Below are 16,773 nucleotides of genomic sequence, written 5' to 3' on the forward strand. Positions count from 1 at the left end.
GCCTTTTGGCGCTTCCGGCTCAGCTATTGACGCGAGCGCGCCTCAACTCTCGCTCCGGCTGTATTGCGAGTGTTCGAAGAACAGCACGACACAGAGCGCGATCAGCAGCGGGATGATCAGATAGAACAGGCGGAACACCAGAAGCGCCGCCAGCACGCCGACCGGGTCCATATGCGACAGACCGGCGAGGAACACCACCTCGAACACGCCGAGCCCGCCCGGCGCATGCGAGATCTGCGCCACCGAGAACGACACCAGGAAGACGCCGAGCACGACGAAATAGCCCGGGTTGCCGGCGGGCAGGGCAAAGAAGATGATCGCTGCCGCCGCCAAAAGCTCGATCGGACCGATCAGCAATTGCCGCGCCACGATCGGCAGCGCCGGATAATGCAGCTGGAAGCTGCCGATCTTGAGCGGCTTCAGATGCAGCCAGCTGCCGAAGATATAGGCGCCGACGAGGATCAGCATGGCGAGGCCGGCGGCGATCGCCAGACCGTGGTGCGGGGCGCCGGAGAAACGGTCGATGATCTCGGGTTCGAACACCAGCACGAGGCCGCCCACGAGCAGGCTGGACAGCACGAACGTGATCCAGCAGATGGCGACGAGTACGCCGACATCCTGGCCGCTGATCCCCCTTGTGCCGTAGGCGCGGTAGCGGATCACGGCGCCCGAGATCACCGAACCGCCGATATTGTGCGACAGCGCATAGGTGGTGAAGGAGCAGAAGGTGACGAACAGCCACGAAACCTTCTTGCCGATATGCAAAAGCGCAATGTGGTCGTAGCCGGCGAGCGAGGCATAGGCGATGACGGAACTCAAGCCTGCCAGCAGCCAGCCGCGCGTCGGGATCGCGACGATGCCGTCCCAGACATCGTCGATCGAGATGCCGCGCAACTCGTGCCACAAAAGCAGGAGCGAGAAGATGACCGCCGCAATGCCGATGACCGGCCAGAGATAGCGCCTCCAGTTCATGCGTCGTAGCTCATCGTCAGGCTTTGGCCCCGCATCTCTTTCCCAGTCCGCCCTCGATTTCAGACATGCCTGATTGAAGCCGGCTATTCAACAGGCAAGCGCTGCCGGCGCATTGCGCCGCGAAAATTCACCCGCGTGCGCTCTTGGTGATCCGGCCCGGCGCTGTTAGTCTGGCCGCAACTTGAAACATTTAAGCGCCTGCTGCGTCCGGTCTCCGGTTCGCGCGGCGCCGGAAGGAACTGAAGTGGAAGACCACGACACCGGCGCTGGTGCGCCGGCAGTGGGCGTGTCCAGGGCATCGCCGACGCCGCTAGGTCAGGCAAGCCCATCCGCCGGGCGGCATCACGATCGCCATGCGGGGCCAGGCAGCAGACATGCTGACGAGGCGGGCGGGGCCCAGCACCAGAAAGGCAAATCAAGAAAACGGCGCAAGCGCCGGCGCGGCCGCAAGGTTTTCGCCCGCGACGACAATCCTGCCGCGAAGGCACCGGCGCCAGCCGCCAGTGTCGCGCCGGTCACCCGTCAGCCCGAAGCCGCGCCTTCGCCGGTAGCGGCCCGGCCGCAGCACGGCCGGCCGCCGATGCAGGAACTGCCGGTGTTCGCCGCGCTTGATCTCGGCACCAACAATTGCCGCCTGCTGGTCGCGGTGCCGACGCGCCATGGCCAGTTCCGGGTTATCGATGCCTTTTCGCGCATCGTCAGGCTGGGCGAGGGGCTCACCGCCAATGGCCGCCTCGGTCAGGCCGCCATGGACCGCGCCGTCGAGGCGCTGAAGGTCTGCGGCGACAAGCTGCGCAACCGCAAGATCAGGAAGGCGAGGCTGATCGCCACCGAAGCCTGTCGCTCGGCTGACAATGGCGTCGAATTCCTCGAGCGCGTCGAGCGCGAGGCGGGGCTGAAGCTCGAGATCATCGACCGCCAGACCGAGGCGCGGCTTGCGGTATCGGGCTGCGGCTCGCTGGTCGAGCGAGACACGCAAGGCGTCGTCCTGTTCGACATCGGCGGCGGCTCTTCCGAAATCGCGCTGATCGACCTCACCGGGCATCGTTCGCCACGGCTCGCCAACCACATCGTCTCCTGGACCTCGCTGCCCGTCGGCGTCGTGTCGCTGGCCGAGCGCTTTGGCGGTCGTACCGTGACGCGCGAGATCTTCACCGCTATGGTCGAGGATGTCGCGGTCCGGCTGAAGGCCTTCGACGGGCGCGACCGGCTGGCACATGTGCTCGCCAGTCCGAATTTCCACCTGCTCGGCACCTCCGGCACGGTGACGACGCTGGCCGGCGTCCATCTCGACCTCGAACGCTACGACCGCCGCCGCGTCGATGGGCTGTGGATGGATCGCGACAGTGTTGACCGCATGGTCGAAAAACTGGTCGGCTGGGATTTCCAGCAACGCGTCGCCAATCCCTGCATCGGCGCCGATCGCGCCGACCTGGTGCTCGCCGGCTGCGCCATACTGGAAGCGATCCGGGCCGTGTGGCCGTCCGAGCGGCTGCGCGTCGCCGACCGCGGCCTGCGCGAAGGCATCTTGAGCGAGCTGATGGCCGATGACGGCGTCTGGCGGAACGATGGGCGCGGCCGGCAATGAGCAAGAAACCGGAAAAGCCAGGTTCAGCCGGCATCCGCGTCCTGAAGACGCGGATCAAGAAGAAAAGCGGCCTCAAGGAATCGTCGCGCCGCTGGCTGCAGCGCCATATCAACGACCCCTATGTGCAGCGCTCCAAGGCTGATGGCTATCGCTCGCGCGCGGCCTACAAGCTGATCGAGATCGACGACAAGCACCATCTGTTGAAACCCGGCATGAAGGTCATCGACCTCGGTGCCGCCCCCGGCGGCTGGTGCCAGGTTGCGGCGGCGCGGACGAAGTCCACGGCTGACAATCCGCATGTCGTCGGCATCGACTATCTGGAAATGGATGCCGTGCCCGGCGCGCCGGTGCTTTTGATGGATTTCCTCGACCCCGAGGCGCCGCAGAAACTCGCCGAGGCGCTCGGCGGCGATCCTGATATCGTGCTCTCCGACATGGCCGCCCCCACCACCGGCCACAAGCGGACCGACCATATCCGCACCATGCATTTGTGCGAGGTGGCGGCGGACTTCGCGCTTTCGGTCCTGAAGCCCGGCGGCCATTTCCTCGCCAAGACTTTTCAGGGCGGCGCCGAGAACGAATTGCTCGCCATGCTCAAGCGGAATTTCCGCTCGGTCCATCACGTCAAGCCGCCGGCGTCGCGGGATGAATCGGTGGAGCTGTATCTGCTGGCGAAGGATTTCAAAGGGCGAGAACTCCCACCTTCGTCATCCCAGGGCGAAGCAGGAGCGTAGCGACGTCGCGGAGACCCTGGGATGACGAAGTCGTGGATCAGTTCCCCGGCGTGCTGACCGGCTCAAGCTCCTTCGGCGTTGTCAGCCTGCCATGTCCCGACACCGCATTGCCGGCATCGGGCGCCAGCCGCATGAACGACAGCGATGCGGCCGCCGATATCGCCGCCACAATGAACAAGGCGATGTGGAAATCACCCAGCGTCAGCGGTCCGCCGTGGATCGATGTCGACACTTCCAGGACGCCGCCCGCGACTGCCACGCCGAGCGCGATCGACAGCTGCTGGAAAACCGCGGTGATCGGCGTCGCCTTGCTGGTGTCGGCGGCCGCAACCTCGGCATAGGCCAGCGCATTGACGCCGGTGAAGAACATCGAGCGGATGAAGCCGCCGACCAAAAGCATGGCGAGCATCAGCACATAGGGCGTGTCGGGCGTGAACAGCCCGTAGACGGCGATCGATGCCGCCGCCACCAGCGAGCCGACGATCAGCACGCGGCGGAAGCCTGCCACTCGGAAGATCAGCGCGGTGACGAATTTCATGCCGATGGCGCCGATCGCCGAGACGAAGGTGATCATGCCCGACTGGAACGGGGTCAGCCCAAAGCCGATCTGGAACATCAGCGGCAGCAGGAAGGGCACCGCGCCGATGCCGATGCGAAACAGTGAGCCGCCGAGCACGGACGAGCGGAACACCTGGTTGCGGAACAGCTCGAGCGCCAGCAGTGGGTTTTGAGCGCAGCGCGCGTGCACGAGATAGAGGGCGCCCGAGATCAGCCCGATGGCCACGGTGATCAAGCCGGCAATCGGCGGCAGGGCCGGCAGGCTGACCACCGACAGGCCGAAGACGACGCCTGACGCTGCCAGCCCGCTCAGCACGAAGCCGATGAAATCGAGCGGCGGCGTCTCGGTTGCTTCGGTTTCCGGCAGGAAGCGCGTGGCAAGCCAGATGCCGATGAGCCCGATCGGCACGTTGATCAGGAAGATCCAGTGCCAGGTGAAATAGGTGGTGATGAAGCCGCCGATCGGCGGCCCGACAAGCGGTCCGACCAGCGCCGGAACGGTCAGCCATGACATGGCGGCGACCAGTTCGCTCTTTGGCGTCGCGCGCACCAGCACCAGCCGCCCGACCGGCGTCATCATGGCGCCGCCTATGCCTTGCAGGAAGCGCGACACGACGAAGGCCGGCAGCGAATTGGAAACGGCACAAGCGACCGAACCGACGATGAACGCCGCGATCGCCGCGCGAAAGACATTCTTGGCGCCGAAGCGGTCCGCCATCCAGCCGCTGATCGGAATGAAGATCGCCAGCGACACCAGATAGGCGGTCAGCGCCAGCTTGAGCGCGATCGGGCTGGTGTGGATGTCGATGGCGATCGCCGGCAATGACGTCGCGATGACGGTCGAATCCATGTTTTCCATGAAAAGAGCGACCGCCAGGATGAGCGGAATGGTGCGGTTCACAAAACGCGTCCGGACTTGATTCTCTGTGTCGTAACCGGGGGCAAGCCGACACCAGGGGGCGGTTATCATGCCTCGGTCCGGATGTCGCATTAATTTGCTGTCACTTTTGTGCGACCGTGCCAAACGGCACTTCTCGAAACGGCACACCATCACACCCGGAGATGAGACCGTCATCGCGGGGGACCTCTGCGGCCACGCAACCAAGAATCGCTTGCGAAAGGTGGCGCTCGTCACTACTGTAGTGAATATAACTACTATATGAGCGTACCATGGAAGAAGCCGTTTCTGCAGCCGATGCCAACCGCAAATTCTCCCTCATCCTGCGCGGTGTCCGCGAAGGACACAGCTATGTTGTGACCAGCCACGGGCGGCCTGTCGCGCGGATCGTGCCTGCGGACAGGCACGAGGGCGTGGCTTCCAGATCGCGCACAACGTTGCTGTCGCGCCTGGAACGCCAGCCCGTCGTCGATGCCGGACGCTGGACACGCGACGAGCTCTACGAGGATGAGGGGTGAAGGTCGCGCTCGACACGAATATCCTTGCCTATGCGGAGGGCGTCAACGGCGCCGGGAAGCGCGACATCGTTCTCGAATTGCTCCGCGACGTTCAACAAGAGGCTGCCTTCATCCCTGTTCAGGTGCTCGGTGAACTGTTCAACGTTCTCGTGCGCAAGGCCGGAAGAACGCGTGCCGAGGCCCGTGACGCTCTTCTCGGGTGGCGCGATGCGTTCCCGGTTGTCGGGACTACGCCCGAGGTGATGATGATGGCAGCGGATCTCGCGACCGATCACCATTTCGGCATCTGGGATGCCACCATTCTCTCCGTCGCCTCACAAACGGGTTGCCGGCTGCTGCTTTCGGAAGACCTGCAGGACGGCTTCACCTGGGGCGGTGTAACGGTTGTCGATCCTTTTGCATCGCGGCGTCATGCGTTGCTGGATGCATTCCTGGGAAAGCCCGTCGAATAGGCCAGAATGCGCCGGGCGATCCGACCGCATCACAATGCAATGATCGGCTTTTCATCGGCGCCGCGACGTGTTACCAGCCAGCGCCAATCCTGAAAGGGAAGAAACGAGTCGGCGCTGTCCATTACGGTCCAGCGCTTTTTTGTATTCCGAGGGCTGGCCATGGCAAAAATCATCGAAACGTCCACCGGCGCGCTGGCGCTGACCTTTGACGACGTGCTGCTGCAGCCCGGCCATTCCGAGGTTATGCCCGGCGAGACCGACATCCGCACCCGCATCGCCGGCGACATCGACCTCAACGTCCCGATTCTCTCTGCCGCCATGGATACTGTCACCGAGGCGAGGCTCGCCATCGCAATGGCGCAGGCCGGCGGTATTGGCGTCATCCATCGTAATTTCTCGCCGGCCGAGCAGGCCGAGCAGGTGCGGCAGGTGAAGAAATTCGAATCCGGCATGGTGGTGAACCCCGTTACCATCGGTCCCGACGCCACGCTCGCCGACGCGCTGGCGCTGATGCGGACCTACTCGATCTCGGGCATTCCGGTGGTCGAGAACGGCGGCGCGGGCGGCCACACGGTCGGCCGCCTGATCGGCATCCTGACCAACCGCGACGTGCGTTTCGCCTCCGACCCTGCGCAAAAAGTCTACGAACTGATGACCCGTGAGAACCTGATCACGGTCAAAGAGAATGTCGACCAGGACGAGGCCAAGCGTCTGCTCCATCAGCACCGCATCGAAAAGCTGGTCGTCGTCGACAAAAATGGCAATTGCGTCGGCCTGATCACCGTCAAGGACATCGAGAAGTCGCAGCTCAACCCGCACGCCACCAAGGATGCGCAGGGCCGCCTGCGCGCCGCCGCCGCCACCAGCGTTGGCGATGACGGCTTCGAGCGCGCCGAGCGGCTGATCGATGCCGGCGTCGACCTCTTGGTCATCGACACCGCGCACGGTCATTCGCAGCGGGTGCTCGATGCCGTCACCCGCGCCAAGAAGCTGTCCAACTCGGTGCGCATCCTGGCCGGCAACGTCGCCACCGCAGAAGGCACGCAGGCGCTGATCGATGCCGGCGCCGACGCCGTCAAGGTCGGCATCGGCCCGGGCTCGATCTGCACCACCCGCATCGTCGCCGGCGTCGGCGTGCCACAGCTTTCGGCCATCATGTCGGCGGTCGAGACGGCGCACAAATCAGGCGTCTCGGTGATTGCCGACGGCGGCATCAAATATTCGGGCGATCTCGCCAAGGCGCTCGCCGCCGGCGCCAGTGCGGCCATGATCGGCTCGCTGCTCGCCGGCACCGACGAGAGCCCGGGCGAGGTCTATCTGCACCAGGGACGTTCCTTCAAGGCCTATCGCGGCATGGGCTCGGTCGGCGCCATGGCCCGCGGCTCCGCCGATCGCTACTTCCAGGCCGAGGTCCGCGACACGCTGAAACTGGTTCCGGAGGGCATTGAAGGGCAGGTTCCCTACAAAGGACCTGTGTCCGGCGTACTGCACCAGCTTGCGGGCGGCCTGAAAGCCGCTATGGGTTATGTCGGCGGTCGCGATCTTGCCGATTTCCGCGACCGCGCCACTTTTGTGCGCATATCCAACGCCGGACTTCGTGAAAGCCACGCCCATGACGTCACGATCACCCGCGAAAGCCCGAATTATCCGGGTGGACTTTGATCAGGCCGATCAACGGGATCGCTATGCATTCTGGCGTAATCTGACGGCGACTGTGCTCAGGCTGTCGCGCCACGCCGCCGCGCTTTGTATCGCGACGGCGGCGGTCTTCGTCGCCATGACGGCACTGGAATTCCTCTATTTCCGTAGCCTGAGCGGCGGGCTGCCGTCGCTCGACATGCGCCTTACCGGCTTCACCCCCGACGAGGGCATGGCCTGGCTGACGGCGCTTGGCCGGCGCGGCGGCGAGATCATTCTGGTCTGGCACTACCTGACCTTCGATCTGCTGTTCCCGGCGTTGCTGTCGCTGACCCTGGTCAGCCTGATTCTGGCAACCGGACGGCAGCTGAGGAATTTCCGGGCAATGATCGCGCCGGTTCAGGCACTGTTCGCGCTGGTGCTCGTGCTGCCCTACACGCTCGCCGATTACGCGCAGAACTTCGCTGTGGCGCGGCTGTTGTCCGACTTCCAGTCGGCCAATCCCGATTCGCTCGCTTTCGCCTCGGCGCTGACCGTCACCAAATTCGCGCTGCTGGCGATACCCTTCGCCGTCATCGCGGTCTTTTACCTGGCGGGGCAGCGGCGATCCGCTGGGGGCGGGGAGCAATCGTGAACCAGACCGCGATCTTCTGGCCTGTCCTGGCGCATGTGCTGCTTGTCTATATCGTCTATCTCGTGATGGCCCGTCGCCGGTATTTCGCCGTCAAGTCCGGCGAGGCCAAGGTCGGTCAGTACAAGGTGCGTTCGACCGAGCCGGCCTCCAGCGTCACCGTCGCCAACAATCTGATCAACCAGTTCGAACTTCCGGTGCTGTTCCACGCGCTCTGCCTGGCGCTTTTCGTCACCAACGGCGTCAACTTCCTGACGCTGGCGCTGACCTGGATCTTCATCCTGTCGCGCTATGTCCATGCCTGGGTGCATCTGACCAGCAATCGGGTGATGCTGCGCAGCCGCGCCTTTTTCTTCGGCGCGGTTGTCCTGCTGCTGGCCTGGATCTGGTTCGCGTTTCATTTACTCGGGGCGGTCTGAGCCGCGCCAGCGCAGTCGCTACAGATCGAACAGCGCGATCTTGCGCTTGTCGAACTTGATGCCGATCTCGCCGCGCACCAGCTTGAGCGCCGCTTCGCCGAACACCGCGCGCCGCCAGCCCTGCAGGGCCGGCACGTCGGCGGCCTCGCCCTCGGCAGCGATGCGGTCGATGTCGTCGCTGGAAGCCAGCACCTTCGACGCCACGCCTTCCTTTTCGGCGACGATGCGCAAAAGCACTTTCAGCAGCTCCGACGCGGCATTCGAGCCTTCCGGCGGCTGGAAACTCTTCGGCAGCTTCGGCATCGCTTCCTTCGGCAGCGCCAGCGCGGTGTTGACCGCGCCGAGCAGGGCGGTTGCCGTCGCCGAGCGTTCCCAGCCTTTCGGCGTGGTGCGCAGGCGGCCAAGTCCCGCCGCATCGCGCGGCGCCTGCTGCGCGACCTCGTAGATCGCGTCGTCCTTCAGCACCCGCCCGCGCGGCACGTCGCGTTCGCGCGCCTCGCGCTCGCGCCATGCCGCCACCGCCTGCACGATCGCCAGCTCCTGCGGCTTGCGCAGCCGCATCTTCAGCCGCTTCCAGGCGTCCTCAGGATGCGGATCGTAGGTCTCGCGCGAGGTCAGCACCTCCATTTCCTCGTTCAGCCAATGGGCGCGGTTTTCCCGCACCAGTTCGGCGCTGAGGTGCTGGTAGACCTCGATCAGATGGGTGACGTCGGCCAGCGCGTAGTCGAGCTGCTTGTCGGACAAGGGACGATGGCGCCAGTCGGTGAAGCGAGAGGACTTGTCGAGCCGGGCGCCGGTGATGCGCTGCACCAGCTGGTCGTAGGAGACGCTGTCGCCGAAGCCGCAGACCATCGCCGCCACCTGTGTGTCGAACACCGGATGCGGCACGAGATCGCCGAGATGGACGATGATTTCGATGTCCTGCCGCGCCGCGTGGAAGACCTTGACCACCGCTTCGTTGGCCATCAGCCGGAAGAATGGTTTCAGGTCGATGTCCGGCGACAGCGGATCGATCAGCGCCGTCACACCGGGCGCCGCCATCTGGATCAGGCAGAGAATCGGCCAGAAGGTCGTTTCGCGGATGAATTCGGTGTCGACGGTGACGAAATCCGACTTTTCGAACGCGGCGACAACGGTCTCGAGTTCACTTTGGGTGGTGATGACGTGCATCAAATCGCTTTTGGCAACATATTAGGTCTCTTTCAATTTCAGCCGCGCGGGCTTTCGTCAAGCCGCCGCACGGTCATGTGTCCGTCGATCCATCGGAATCACCGTTCCGCCGCGCCAGCCGCGCAAACACCGTCGATGTGCGCAACAGCGCGGTAAACCGGCTGCGGTGGCCCGCCGGCACGCCGGAGCGCACCTGCATCCGGTAAAGGATCACGATGATGAGAATGGCGTACACGACAGCGGTGAAAACAAACAGGGCGCCCGGTCCGAAATACTGCATCGCCGTCGAGGCCGCGAACGGGCCGCCGATGGCACCGAAGGAATAGAACAGCATCAGCGCCGCGTTGATCAGCACGAATTCGCCCTTGTCGGCGCGATCGTTGGAATGCGCCGCCGACAGCGAATAGAGCGGCATGGCGAAGCTGCCGAAGATGAAGACGATGACGAAGTTGAGGAACGGGTCGTTGCCGGGAATGAACGCCAGCACCAGCGCCGCGAGCATGGCGCAGCAAGTCGTCGCCAGGAGCACCGTGCGCCGGTCTCGGCGGTCGGAGAGGTAGCCCAGCGGATACTGGATGAGGGCCCCGCCGAAGATGCCGACGCTGACGAAGGTGACGACGTCGGCCACCGACATGCCGAGCTGTTCGGCATAGACCGGCGACAGCGTACGGAAGGCGCTGTTGGTGACGCCGACGCAGATGCAGCCGAAGCAACCGAGCGGCGAAATCCGCCAGACGCGCGCAAGGTCGAGCTTGACGTCTTCTGGCGGCGTCGGGTTGGAGCGGTCGCCGAGCGACACCGGCACCAGCGACAGCGTGATCATCATCGACATGATGGCGAAGATGGTGAATCCGCCGGCGCCGAAGACCGGGATCAGGAACTGCGCTGATGTCACCGAGCCGATATCGACCATGCGGTAGATGGCAAGCACGCGCGCACGGTCCTTATTGGTGACGCCGGAGTTGAGCCAGGCTTCCATGACGGTGAACAGGCCGGCGAAGCAGAAGCCGCCGGCAAAGCGTACCGCGCACCACATCACCGGGTCGATGACCAAAACCAGCAGCAGCGTGCCGGCCGATGCGGTCGCCGCCAGCGCGGCGAAGGTCCTGACATGGCCGACCGCCTTGAGGATGCGGGTGACGGCCAGGCAGCCGAGCAGGAAGCCGGCGAAGTAGAACGTGCCCAGCAGGCCGATGATCGTGGCGGAAAACCCTTCCTGGGCACCACGCAGCGCGATCAGCGTGCCCTGCAGCCCATTGCCGCCGAGCAGAATGCCGGCGGCGATGAGGAGCGGGATCAGCGGGCGGATGGAGGACATGCAGGGAGGTGGTTCACTTGTCTTTGCCTCTTATTGAACCATCGCCCCCTCCAATGCCAGCGGCAATTCCCCGCGGCGGTCACGAGACGATTGGCGCCTTGGCTTGAATTTCGGCTTTGGGGAAGGCGGACGTTGCCTCTACACCACACATTTGATCTAGATCGGCAACAAGGCGTCGGGCTTCACATTGGCGATCGAGGCGTAGGTGTGCGTTTCCCGGACCCCGGGCAGCGGCAGGATTACCCGTTGCAGGAAGTCCTGGAACATTGCCATGTCGGCGATGCGCGCCTTGACTAGGTAGTCGAAGCCGCCAACCACCATGTGGCACTCGATGATCTCGGGCGCCTGCAAGACCGCCTCGGCGAAGCGGTCGAAGACATGCGGCGCCGTATGGTCGAGCCGAACCTCGATGAAGACGAGTTGTGCCTGCCCGATCCTGGCCGGGTCGAGGACGGCCCGCACGGCCCGGATGAAGCCTTCACTGAACAGCCGCTTGATGCGCTGCGAGGCGCCCGTCGGCGACAGCCCGACCCGGCGGGCCAGGTCGAGCGTCGTGCGGCGGCCATCCTCCTGCAACAAACGCAACAGCGAGCGGTCGATACGGTCGAGATTGTCCATTTCAGGATTCACACTTTTTGGCCAGGAATAGCGTGATAGTCACGCTAAAATAGTCAAAACAACATATTTCATCACGCTGTCAGGTGGCAATACCGTTGGCGGGCAACTCAACCAGCCAAGGCAAGACCCATGACATCAGCCATATCGAACTCCCGCAACGCTCAGGCCAAGGGCGACACGCCAGTGCTCATCTTGAGCGAGGCCGAGGTGAAAACCTGCATCGACCTCCGTCAGCTTCTCGACGTGCTGGCGGACGGCTTCGAGGCGCTGTCTGGCGGCAAGGTCGTCAATCCGGCGCGGCCGCAGCTCGACATTCCCCAGGCAGGCTATTCGCTGGCGATGCCGGCCTGGATGGCGGGCATGCATCTGACGGTGAAGATCGTCAACGTGTTCGAGGGCAATATCGCCAAAGGTATCCCCAGCCATCTCGCCACCATCCATCTGTTCGACCCGCAGACGGGATTACCGGTCTGCGTCATGGACGGCACCTACATCACCGCCGTACGCACCTCCGGCTCGGCCGTGCTCTCGGTGCGCGAACTGGCCCGGCGCGACGCCAAGGTCGCGACAGTGGTGGGCGCAGGCGTCCAGGCCGGCCAGCACCTGCGCCTTCTGCCACTGGTCCGCGACTTCGCCGAGATCCGCGTTGTCGCGAAGGAGTTCGTGGATGCGCAGGCGCTTGCCGCACTACATCCGGGTGTTGTTGCCGTCAGCGATGTCGAGGCCGCGGTGCGCTCGTCGGATGTCGTCTGCTTGGCAACGCATTCCTATGAGCCGGTGATTTCAGCCGAATGGGTGAGACCCGGCACCCACGTCTCGTCGGTCGGCGTCGCGCCACCCGGCGGCGAATTGCCGGTCGAGCTTGTCGGCAAGGCCGGCCTCTTCGTCGAGACAAGCGACGCATTCGCCCCGACGCCGGTCGGCTCCTGCGAATTGGCCGGGATCGACCCGGAAACCGGAACCGAACTCGGCGAGCTACTGCTCGGGCTACGGCCGGGACGGGTCAGCGCCGATCAGATCACCGTCTACAAGGCAATGGGCGTTGCCATGGAGGACATGGTGACGGCCGACCTCGCCTACCGCGAGGCGATTCGCCGGGGAATCGGGGGCGTCGCTTCGCTGTAGGGGTGGCCGCCACGATGCGCCACATATGGGAAAGCGGGCCGTGATGGCGATCGACTTGATGATGGGCGAGCCGTTCACGCCTCACCGGCCTCTGCCAGTATCTTCTTCTGCCTCGGGTCAGGCGCTTCGCCCGCTGGCATTACGGCCTTCTCCGAGGGCGCCCTTCGCCCAAGCGACCCTGCGGTCAGCAGGCTGAGCGCTATGAACGGGATGCCGATGGCAAAGGCCGAGCGGATCCCCCAATGGTCCGAGACGAAGCCGAGCAGCGGCGGGCCGAGCAGGAAGGCGACGAAGGAAATCTGCGACAGCGCTGCGACATTGATGGCCGCGGGGCGATCCGTCCGCTGGGCGGCCGCGGAGATCGCCAGTGGAAACAGCGCGCTGCTACCGATGCCCAGAAGGGCGAAGCCCAGCATGGACACGAACGGGGCAGGCGAGAGGAAGACGAGCAGCACGCCCGCTGCCATGCTGGCCAACAGCACACGAGCCACGCCGCTTGGCGAGTGGCGGTCGACGAAGCTGTCGGCAAAGAAGCGCGTAGTCGCCTGCGAGAAGGCGAACAGCGCCACAGTGAATCCGGCGACAAAGGGGCCCGAGTCGAACACGGTGCGCATGTAGATCGCCGACCAGTCGATGCTGGCGCCTTCCAGGAGCATCGCCGACAGCGTCACCGCGACGAGCACGAGGATCGGCAGTGTCGGCCTTGCCAGTCTGGGCGCTTTGTCGCCATTGCCGGCGAAGCGGCTCGGCGCCGGTTCGTAGCCGCCGAGAAACAGCGCCATCGATATCGCCACCATCGGCACGACAAGAGCCAGATGCAGTTGCGGCGATATGCCGAGATGGCCGAGCGCCGCGCCGAACAGGCCGGCGCCGAAGAAGCCCATGCTCCAGAACGAATGCGCCCGGTTCATGATCCGGCGTTTCAGCAGGAATTCCGTTCTGTCGGCCTCGACATTGAGCATGATCTCGATGCTGCCGATCATCAGGCCCACCGGAAAAAGCATCAGGAACAGCGCTACAGGCCCCGGCGCATGCACCGCGATGGCATAGGCTGCGGCCACCAATGGCACCAGCCCGAGCAGCGCGCGACGGAAGCCGACCCGCTCCAGTATCGGCGTCGCCAGCGTCAGCGCGGTCAAGGTGCCGATCGGCGTTCCGATCAGGCTGAGCCCGAGCGTGCCGTCCTCTATGCCCATGGCGTGCTTGATGTCTGGCAGCCGCGGAAAGATGTTGCCCATGGCGAACGAATAGATCGCAAACCCGGCATAGACCCGGTGTTGAGGGGCAAGGCTGAGGCCAAAGGTCATCGCGGTGCTTTCAACGAAAGAGAAACCGGCGGTTGGTTTGTCAAACGGCTCGGTACACGCCGCTTCTTGCACAAACATGCAAAACATGCAAGAACGTGCAGTAAGAAATAGGATCATGCGATGCTCACCGATGAACGGCACCAACTCATCCGCGACCGGCTTGCGGCGGAGGGGAGGGTGCTGGCCGGCGAACTGGCGAGCCGCTTCGGCGTTTCGGAAGATACGGTCCGACGCGACCTGAGGGAAATGGCCAAGGCCGGGCAATGCCGTCGCGTCTATGGCGGCGCGGTCGCGGCCGCACCTTTCGCCGCCGCGCCGGTCAGCCTGCGCGGTGGCCATGCGGTCGAGGAGAAGATGCGGCTGGCGCGCGCGGCGGTAACCCTGCTCTCCAGCGGTCAGAGCCTGTTCATCGACGGCGGCACCACCAATGCCGCGATCGCCAGCGCCATTCCGCGCGACCTCGAACTGACCATAGCCACCAATTCCCTCGGCGTCGCTTCGGCTCTCTCCGATCACGCCTTGGTCGAGCTGATTGTGCTGGGCGGCAGGTTCGACCGCGACCTCGGAACCTGCGTCGGCGCCGATACGCTGGCTGCCGTCGCGCAGCTCGGCGCCGACCTGTTTTTTCTGGGCTCCTGCGGTCTCGATGCCTCGCGCGGCGTGACGGCCTTCGATTCGGCGGAGGCCGAGGTGAAGCGGGCCATGGCCAGGAACAGCGCCGGCATCGTCATCGCCGTCACCAACGACAAGCTGGCCACGGCGGCGCCCTACCGCGTCGCCGGACCCGAAGCGATCCGCCATCTGGTGGTCGAAAAGACGGCGCCGGCCGCGATCCTCGCGGATTTCGAACACCAGGGCGCTGAAATCCACTTCGCCTGAACAGTTGGCGCGCCGCACCGGAACCGCCCGCTTGCCTTGACAAAGCCGGCCTCTCATGCGCTTTTCGCGCAAATTTCGAGCAGGGCGCACGGCCCGCAACCCAGCATCCGGACTTCACCCATGACAATGCATCGTTACCGCAGCCACACCTGTGCCCAGTTGAGAAAGAGCGACGTCGGCACGCCCGTTCGCCTGTCCGGCTGGGTGCACCGTGTGCGCGACCATGGCGGCCTGCTGTTCATCGACCTGCGCGACCATTACGGCCTGACCCAGATCGTCGCCGATCCGGATTCGCCGGCTTTCAAGATCGCCGAGACCGTGCGCGGCGAGTGGGTGATCCGCGTCGACGGCGAGGTCAAGGCGCGCCTGCCCGAGACAACCAACGCCAATCTGCCGACCGGCGAGATCGAGATTTTCGCGCGCGAGATCGAAGTGCTGTCGGCGGCCAAGGAGCTGCCGCTGCCGGTGTTCGGCGAGCCCGACTATCCCGAGGACATCCGCCTCAAATACCGTTTCCTCGACCTGCGTCGCGAGACGCTGCACAAGAACATCGTGGCGCGGACAAAGATCATCGCCGAGATGCGTAAGCGCATGGGCGAGGTTGGCTTCACCGAATTCTCGACGCCGATCCTGACCGCGTCCTCGCCCGAGGGCGCGCGCGACTTCCTGGTGCCGTCACGCATTCATCCCGGCACTTTCTACGCGCTGCCGCAGGCGCCGCAGCAGTACAAGCAGCTGATCATGGTGTCGGGCTTCGACCGCTACTTCCAGATCGCGCCGTGCTTTCGCGACGAGGATCCGCGCGCCGACCGGCTGCCGGGCGAATTCTACCAGCTCGACCTGGAGATGAGCTTCGTCGAGCAGGATGACGTGTTGTCGACCATGGAGCCCGTCCTGCGCGCCGTCTTCGAGACCTTTGCCAACGGCAAGCCGGTGACGCAGAAATTCCAGCGCATTCCCTATGATGTCTCCATGCGCAAATACGGCACCGACAAGCCGGACCTGCGCAACCCGATCGAGATGCAGGCCGTCTCCGACCATTTTCGCGAGTCCGGCTTCAAGGTGTTCGCCAACATCCTCGCCAACGATGCGAAGGCGGAGATCTGGGCCATTCCAGCCAAGACCGGCGGCTCACGCGCTTTCTGCGACCGCATGAATTCCTGGGCGCAAGGCGAGGGCCAGCCGGGCCTGGGCTACATCTTCTGGCGCAAGGAGGGCGAGAAACTCGAAGGCGCCGGACCGCTGGCCAAGAACATCGGCGAGGAGCGCACAGAGGCGATCCGCCTGCAGCTCGGCCTTGCCGATGGCGACGCCGCCTTCTTCGTCGCCGGCGACCCGAAGAAATTCGTCTCCTTCGCCGGTGCCGCACGCACCCGTGCTGGCGAAGAGCTGAACCTCGTCGACCGCGAGCGCTTCGAACTGTGCTGGATCGTCGACTTCCCGTTCTTCGAATGGAACGAGGAGGAAAAGAAGATCGACTTCGCCCACAATCCGTTCTCGATGCCGCAGGGCGGTATCGAGGCGTTGGGCGGCGAGGATCTGCTCGGCATCAAGGCGTTCCAGTACGACATGGTCTGCAACGGCTTCGAGATCGCCTCCGGCGGCATCCGCAACCATCTGCCGGAAACCATGGTCAAGGCCTTCGAGACGGTCGGGCTCGACCGCGCGACGGTCGAGGAACGCTTCGGCGGCCTCTACCGCGCCTTCCAGTACGGCGCGCCGCCGCATGGCGGCATGGCGGCCGGCATCGACCGCGTCGTCATGCTTTTGGTCGGGGCCAAGAACCTGCGCGAAGTCACCATGTTCCCGATGAACCAGCAGGCCTACGACCTGTTGATGAACGCGCCCTCCGAAGCCAGCCCGCAGCAGCTTCGCGAACTGGCGCTGCGCGTTGCGCCCACCAAGAAGGACGCCTGATCCCGTTTTCGGCCGGCACTTTAAAAAACGG

17 protein-coding genes are annotated in these 16,773 nt (G+C 64.5%); 10 read left to right on the top strand and 7 right to left on the bottom strand.

Going from position 1 to position 16,773, the window contains the following annotated elements; genetic code table 11:
* Nucleotides 1–42 precede the first annotated feature (42 nt).
* Nucleotides 43–972: a lysylphosphatidylglycerol synthase domain-containing protein gene (locus ACFX5Q_RS10995; protein ID WP_404277614.1), complete on the bottom strand. Its 930-nt coding sequence runs from the start codon at nucleotides 970–972 to the stop codon at nucleotides 43–45.
* Between the two features lie 244 nt (nucleotides 973–1,216).
* On the opposite strand from ACFX5Q_RS10995, the gene ACFX5Q_RS11000 reads away from it, so the two are divergent.
* Nucleotides 1,217–2,560, top strand: a complete 1,344-nt coding sequence (locus ACFX5Q_RS11000; RefSeq protein WP_404277616.1) for a Ppx/GppA phosphatase family protein — start codon at nucleotides 1,217–1,219, stop codon at nucleotides 2,558–2,560.
* Complete coding sequence (locus ACFX5Q_RS11005; protein ID WP_404277618.1) at nucleotides 2,557–3,294, top strand: RlmE family RNA methyltransferase; 738 nt, start codon at nucleotides 2,557–2,559, stop codon at nucleotides 3,292–3,294. The genes ACFX5Q_RS11000 and ACFX5Q_RS11005 overlap by 4 nt, the downstream gene beginning before the upstream one ends.
* Nucleotides 3,295–3,331: 37 nt before the next feature.
* On the opposite strand, the gene ACFX5Q_RS11010 is transcribed toward ACFX5Q_RS11005, so the two are convergent.
* Nucleotides 3,332–4,753: an MFS transporter gene (locus ACFX5Q_RS11010; RefSeq protein ID WP_404277620.1), complete on the bottom strand. Its 1,422-nt coding sequence runs from the start codon at nucleotides 4,751–4,753 to the stop codon at nucleotides 3,332–3,334.
* A gap of 269 nt (nucleotides 4,754–5,022) precedes the next feature.
* Between ACFX5Q_RS11010 and ACFX5Q_RS11015 the strand changes: the two genes are divergently transcribed.
* On the top strand, nucleotides 5,023–5,268 hold the full coding sequence (locus tag ACFX5Q_RS11015) for a type II toxin-antitoxin system Phd/YefM family antitoxin (RefSeq protein ID WP_404277622.1): 246 nt from the start codon (nucleotides 5,023–5,025) through the stop codon (nucleotides 5,266–5,268).
* Nucleotides 5,265–5,720, top strand: a complete 456-nt coding sequence (locus ACFX5Q_RS11020) for a PIN domain-containing protein (RefSeq protein WP_404277624.1) — start codon at nucleotides 5,265–5,267, stop codon at nucleotides 5,718–5,720. Before ACFX5Q_RS11015 ends, ACFX5Q_RS11020 begins: the two co-directional genes overlap by 4 nt.
* A gap of 29 nt (nucleotides 5,721–5,749) precedes the next feature.
* Here ACFX5Q_RS11020 and ACFX5Q_RS11025 read toward each other — a convergent pair whose 3' ends face one another.
* A complete protein-coding gene (locus tag ACFX5Q_RS11025) occupies nucleotides 5,750–5,893 on the bottom strand; it encodes a hypothetical protein (RefSeq protein WP_404277626.1) in 144 nt (47 codons plus the stop codon).
* Here ACFX5Q_RS11025 and guaB point away from each other — a divergent pair.
* The 3 genes from guaB to ACFX5Q_RS11040 all read left to right on the top strand — a co-directional run bounded on the left by guaB (nucleotide 5,880) and on the right by ACFX5Q_RS11040 (nucleotide 8,408).
* Complete coding sequence (guaB, locus tag ACFX5Q_RS11030) at nucleotides 5,880–7,382, top strand: IMP dehydrogenase (RefSeq protein WP_404277628.1); 1,503 nt, start codon at nucleotides 5,880–5,882, stop codon at nucleotides 7,380–7,382. The two genes, ACFX5Q_RS11025 and guaB, sit on opposite strands and share 14 nt — an antisense overlap.
* 61 nt (nucleotides 7,383–7,443) lie before the next feature.
* Nucleotides 7,444–7,992: a hypothetical protein gene (locus ACFX5Q_RS11035; protein ID WP_404277950.1), complete on the top strand. Its 549-nt coding sequence runs from the start codon at nucleotides 7,444–7,446 to the stop codon at nucleotides 7,990–7,992.
* Nucleotides 7,989–8,408 carry an MAPEG family protein gene (locus ACFX5Q_RS11040; RefSeq protein WP_404277630.1) on the top strand — a complete coding sequence of 140 codons (420 nt, stop codon included), beginning with the start codon at nucleotides 7,989–7,991 and terminating at the stop codon, nucleotides 8,406–8,408. Before ACFX5Q_RS11035 ends, ACFX5Q_RS11040 begins: the two co-directional genes overlap by 4 nt.
* A gap of 18 nt (nucleotides 8,409–8,426) precedes the next feature.
* On the opposite strand, the gene rnd is transcribed toward ACFX5Q_RS11040, so the two are convergent.
* From rnd to ACFX5Q_RS11055, 3 genes are all read right to left on the bottom strand, one after another.
* A complete protein-coding gene (rnd, locus tag ACFX5Q_RS11045) occupies nucleotides 8,427–9,578 on the bottom strand; it encodes a ribonuclease D (RefSeq protein WP_404277633.1) in 1,152 nt (383 codons plus the stop codon).
* A gap of 73 nt (nucleotides 9,579–9,651) precedes the next feature.
* On the bottom strand, nucleotides 9,652–10,896 hold the full coding sequence (locus ACFX5Q_RS11050) for an MFS transporter (protein ID WP_006205954.1): 1,245 nt from the start codon (nucleotides 10,894–10,896) through the stop codon (nucleotides 9,652–9,654).
* Nucleotides 10,897–11,052: 156 nt separating this feature from the next.
* Nucleotides 11,053–11,514: an Lrp/AsnC ligand binding domain-containing protein gene (locus ACFX5Q_RS11055; RefSeq protein WP_404277636.1), complete on the bottom strand. Its 462-nt coding sequence runs from the start codon at nucleotides 11,512–11,514 to the stop codon at nucleotides 11,053–11,055.
* 129 nt (nucleotides 11,515–11,643) lie between these two features.
* Between ACFX5Q_RS11055 and ACFX5Q_RS11060 the strand changes: the two genes are divergently transcribed.
* Entirely contained in the window at nucleotides 11,644–12,639 is a 996-nt protein-coding gene (locus ACFX5Q_RS11060; protein ID WP_404277638.1) for an ornithine cyclodeaminase family protein, read from the top strand.
* A 74-nt stretch (nucleotides 12,640–12,713) separates the two neighbouring features.
* Here ACFX5Q_RS11060 and ACFX5Q_RS11065 read toward each other — a convergent pair whose 3' ends face one another.
* A complete protein-coding gene (locus ACFX5Q_RS11065) occupies nucleotides 12,714–13,946 on the bottom strand; it encodes an MFS transporter (protein ID WP_404277640.1) in 1,233 nt (410 codons plus the stop codon).
* 120 nt (nucleotides 13,947–14,066) lie between these two features.
* Between ACFX5Q_RS11065 and ACFX5Q_RS11070 the strand changes: the two genes are divergently transcribed.
* A complete protein-coding gene (locus ACFX5Q_RS11070; protein ID WP_404277642.1) occupies nucleotides 14,067–14,825 on the top strand; it encodes a DeoR/GlpR family DNA-binding transcription regulator in 759 nt (252 codons plus the stop codon).
* Between the two features lie 126 nt (nucleotides 14,826–14,951).
* Nucleotides 14,952–16,742 (top strand): aspartate--tRNA ligase, encoded by a 1,791-nt coding sequence (aspS, locus tag ACFX5Q_RS11075; protein ID WP_404277952.1) that lies wholly within the window; start codon nucleotides 14,952–14,954, stop codon nucleotides 16,740–16,742.
* Nucleotides 16,743–16,773: the final 31 nt, after the last annotated feature.

Source organism: Mesorhizobium sp. IMUNJ 23033, from assembly GCF_044778005.1.
GTDB lineage: Bacteria > Pseudomonadota > Alphaproteobacteria > Rhizobiales > Rhizobiaceae > Mesorhizobium > Mesorhizobium amorphae_A.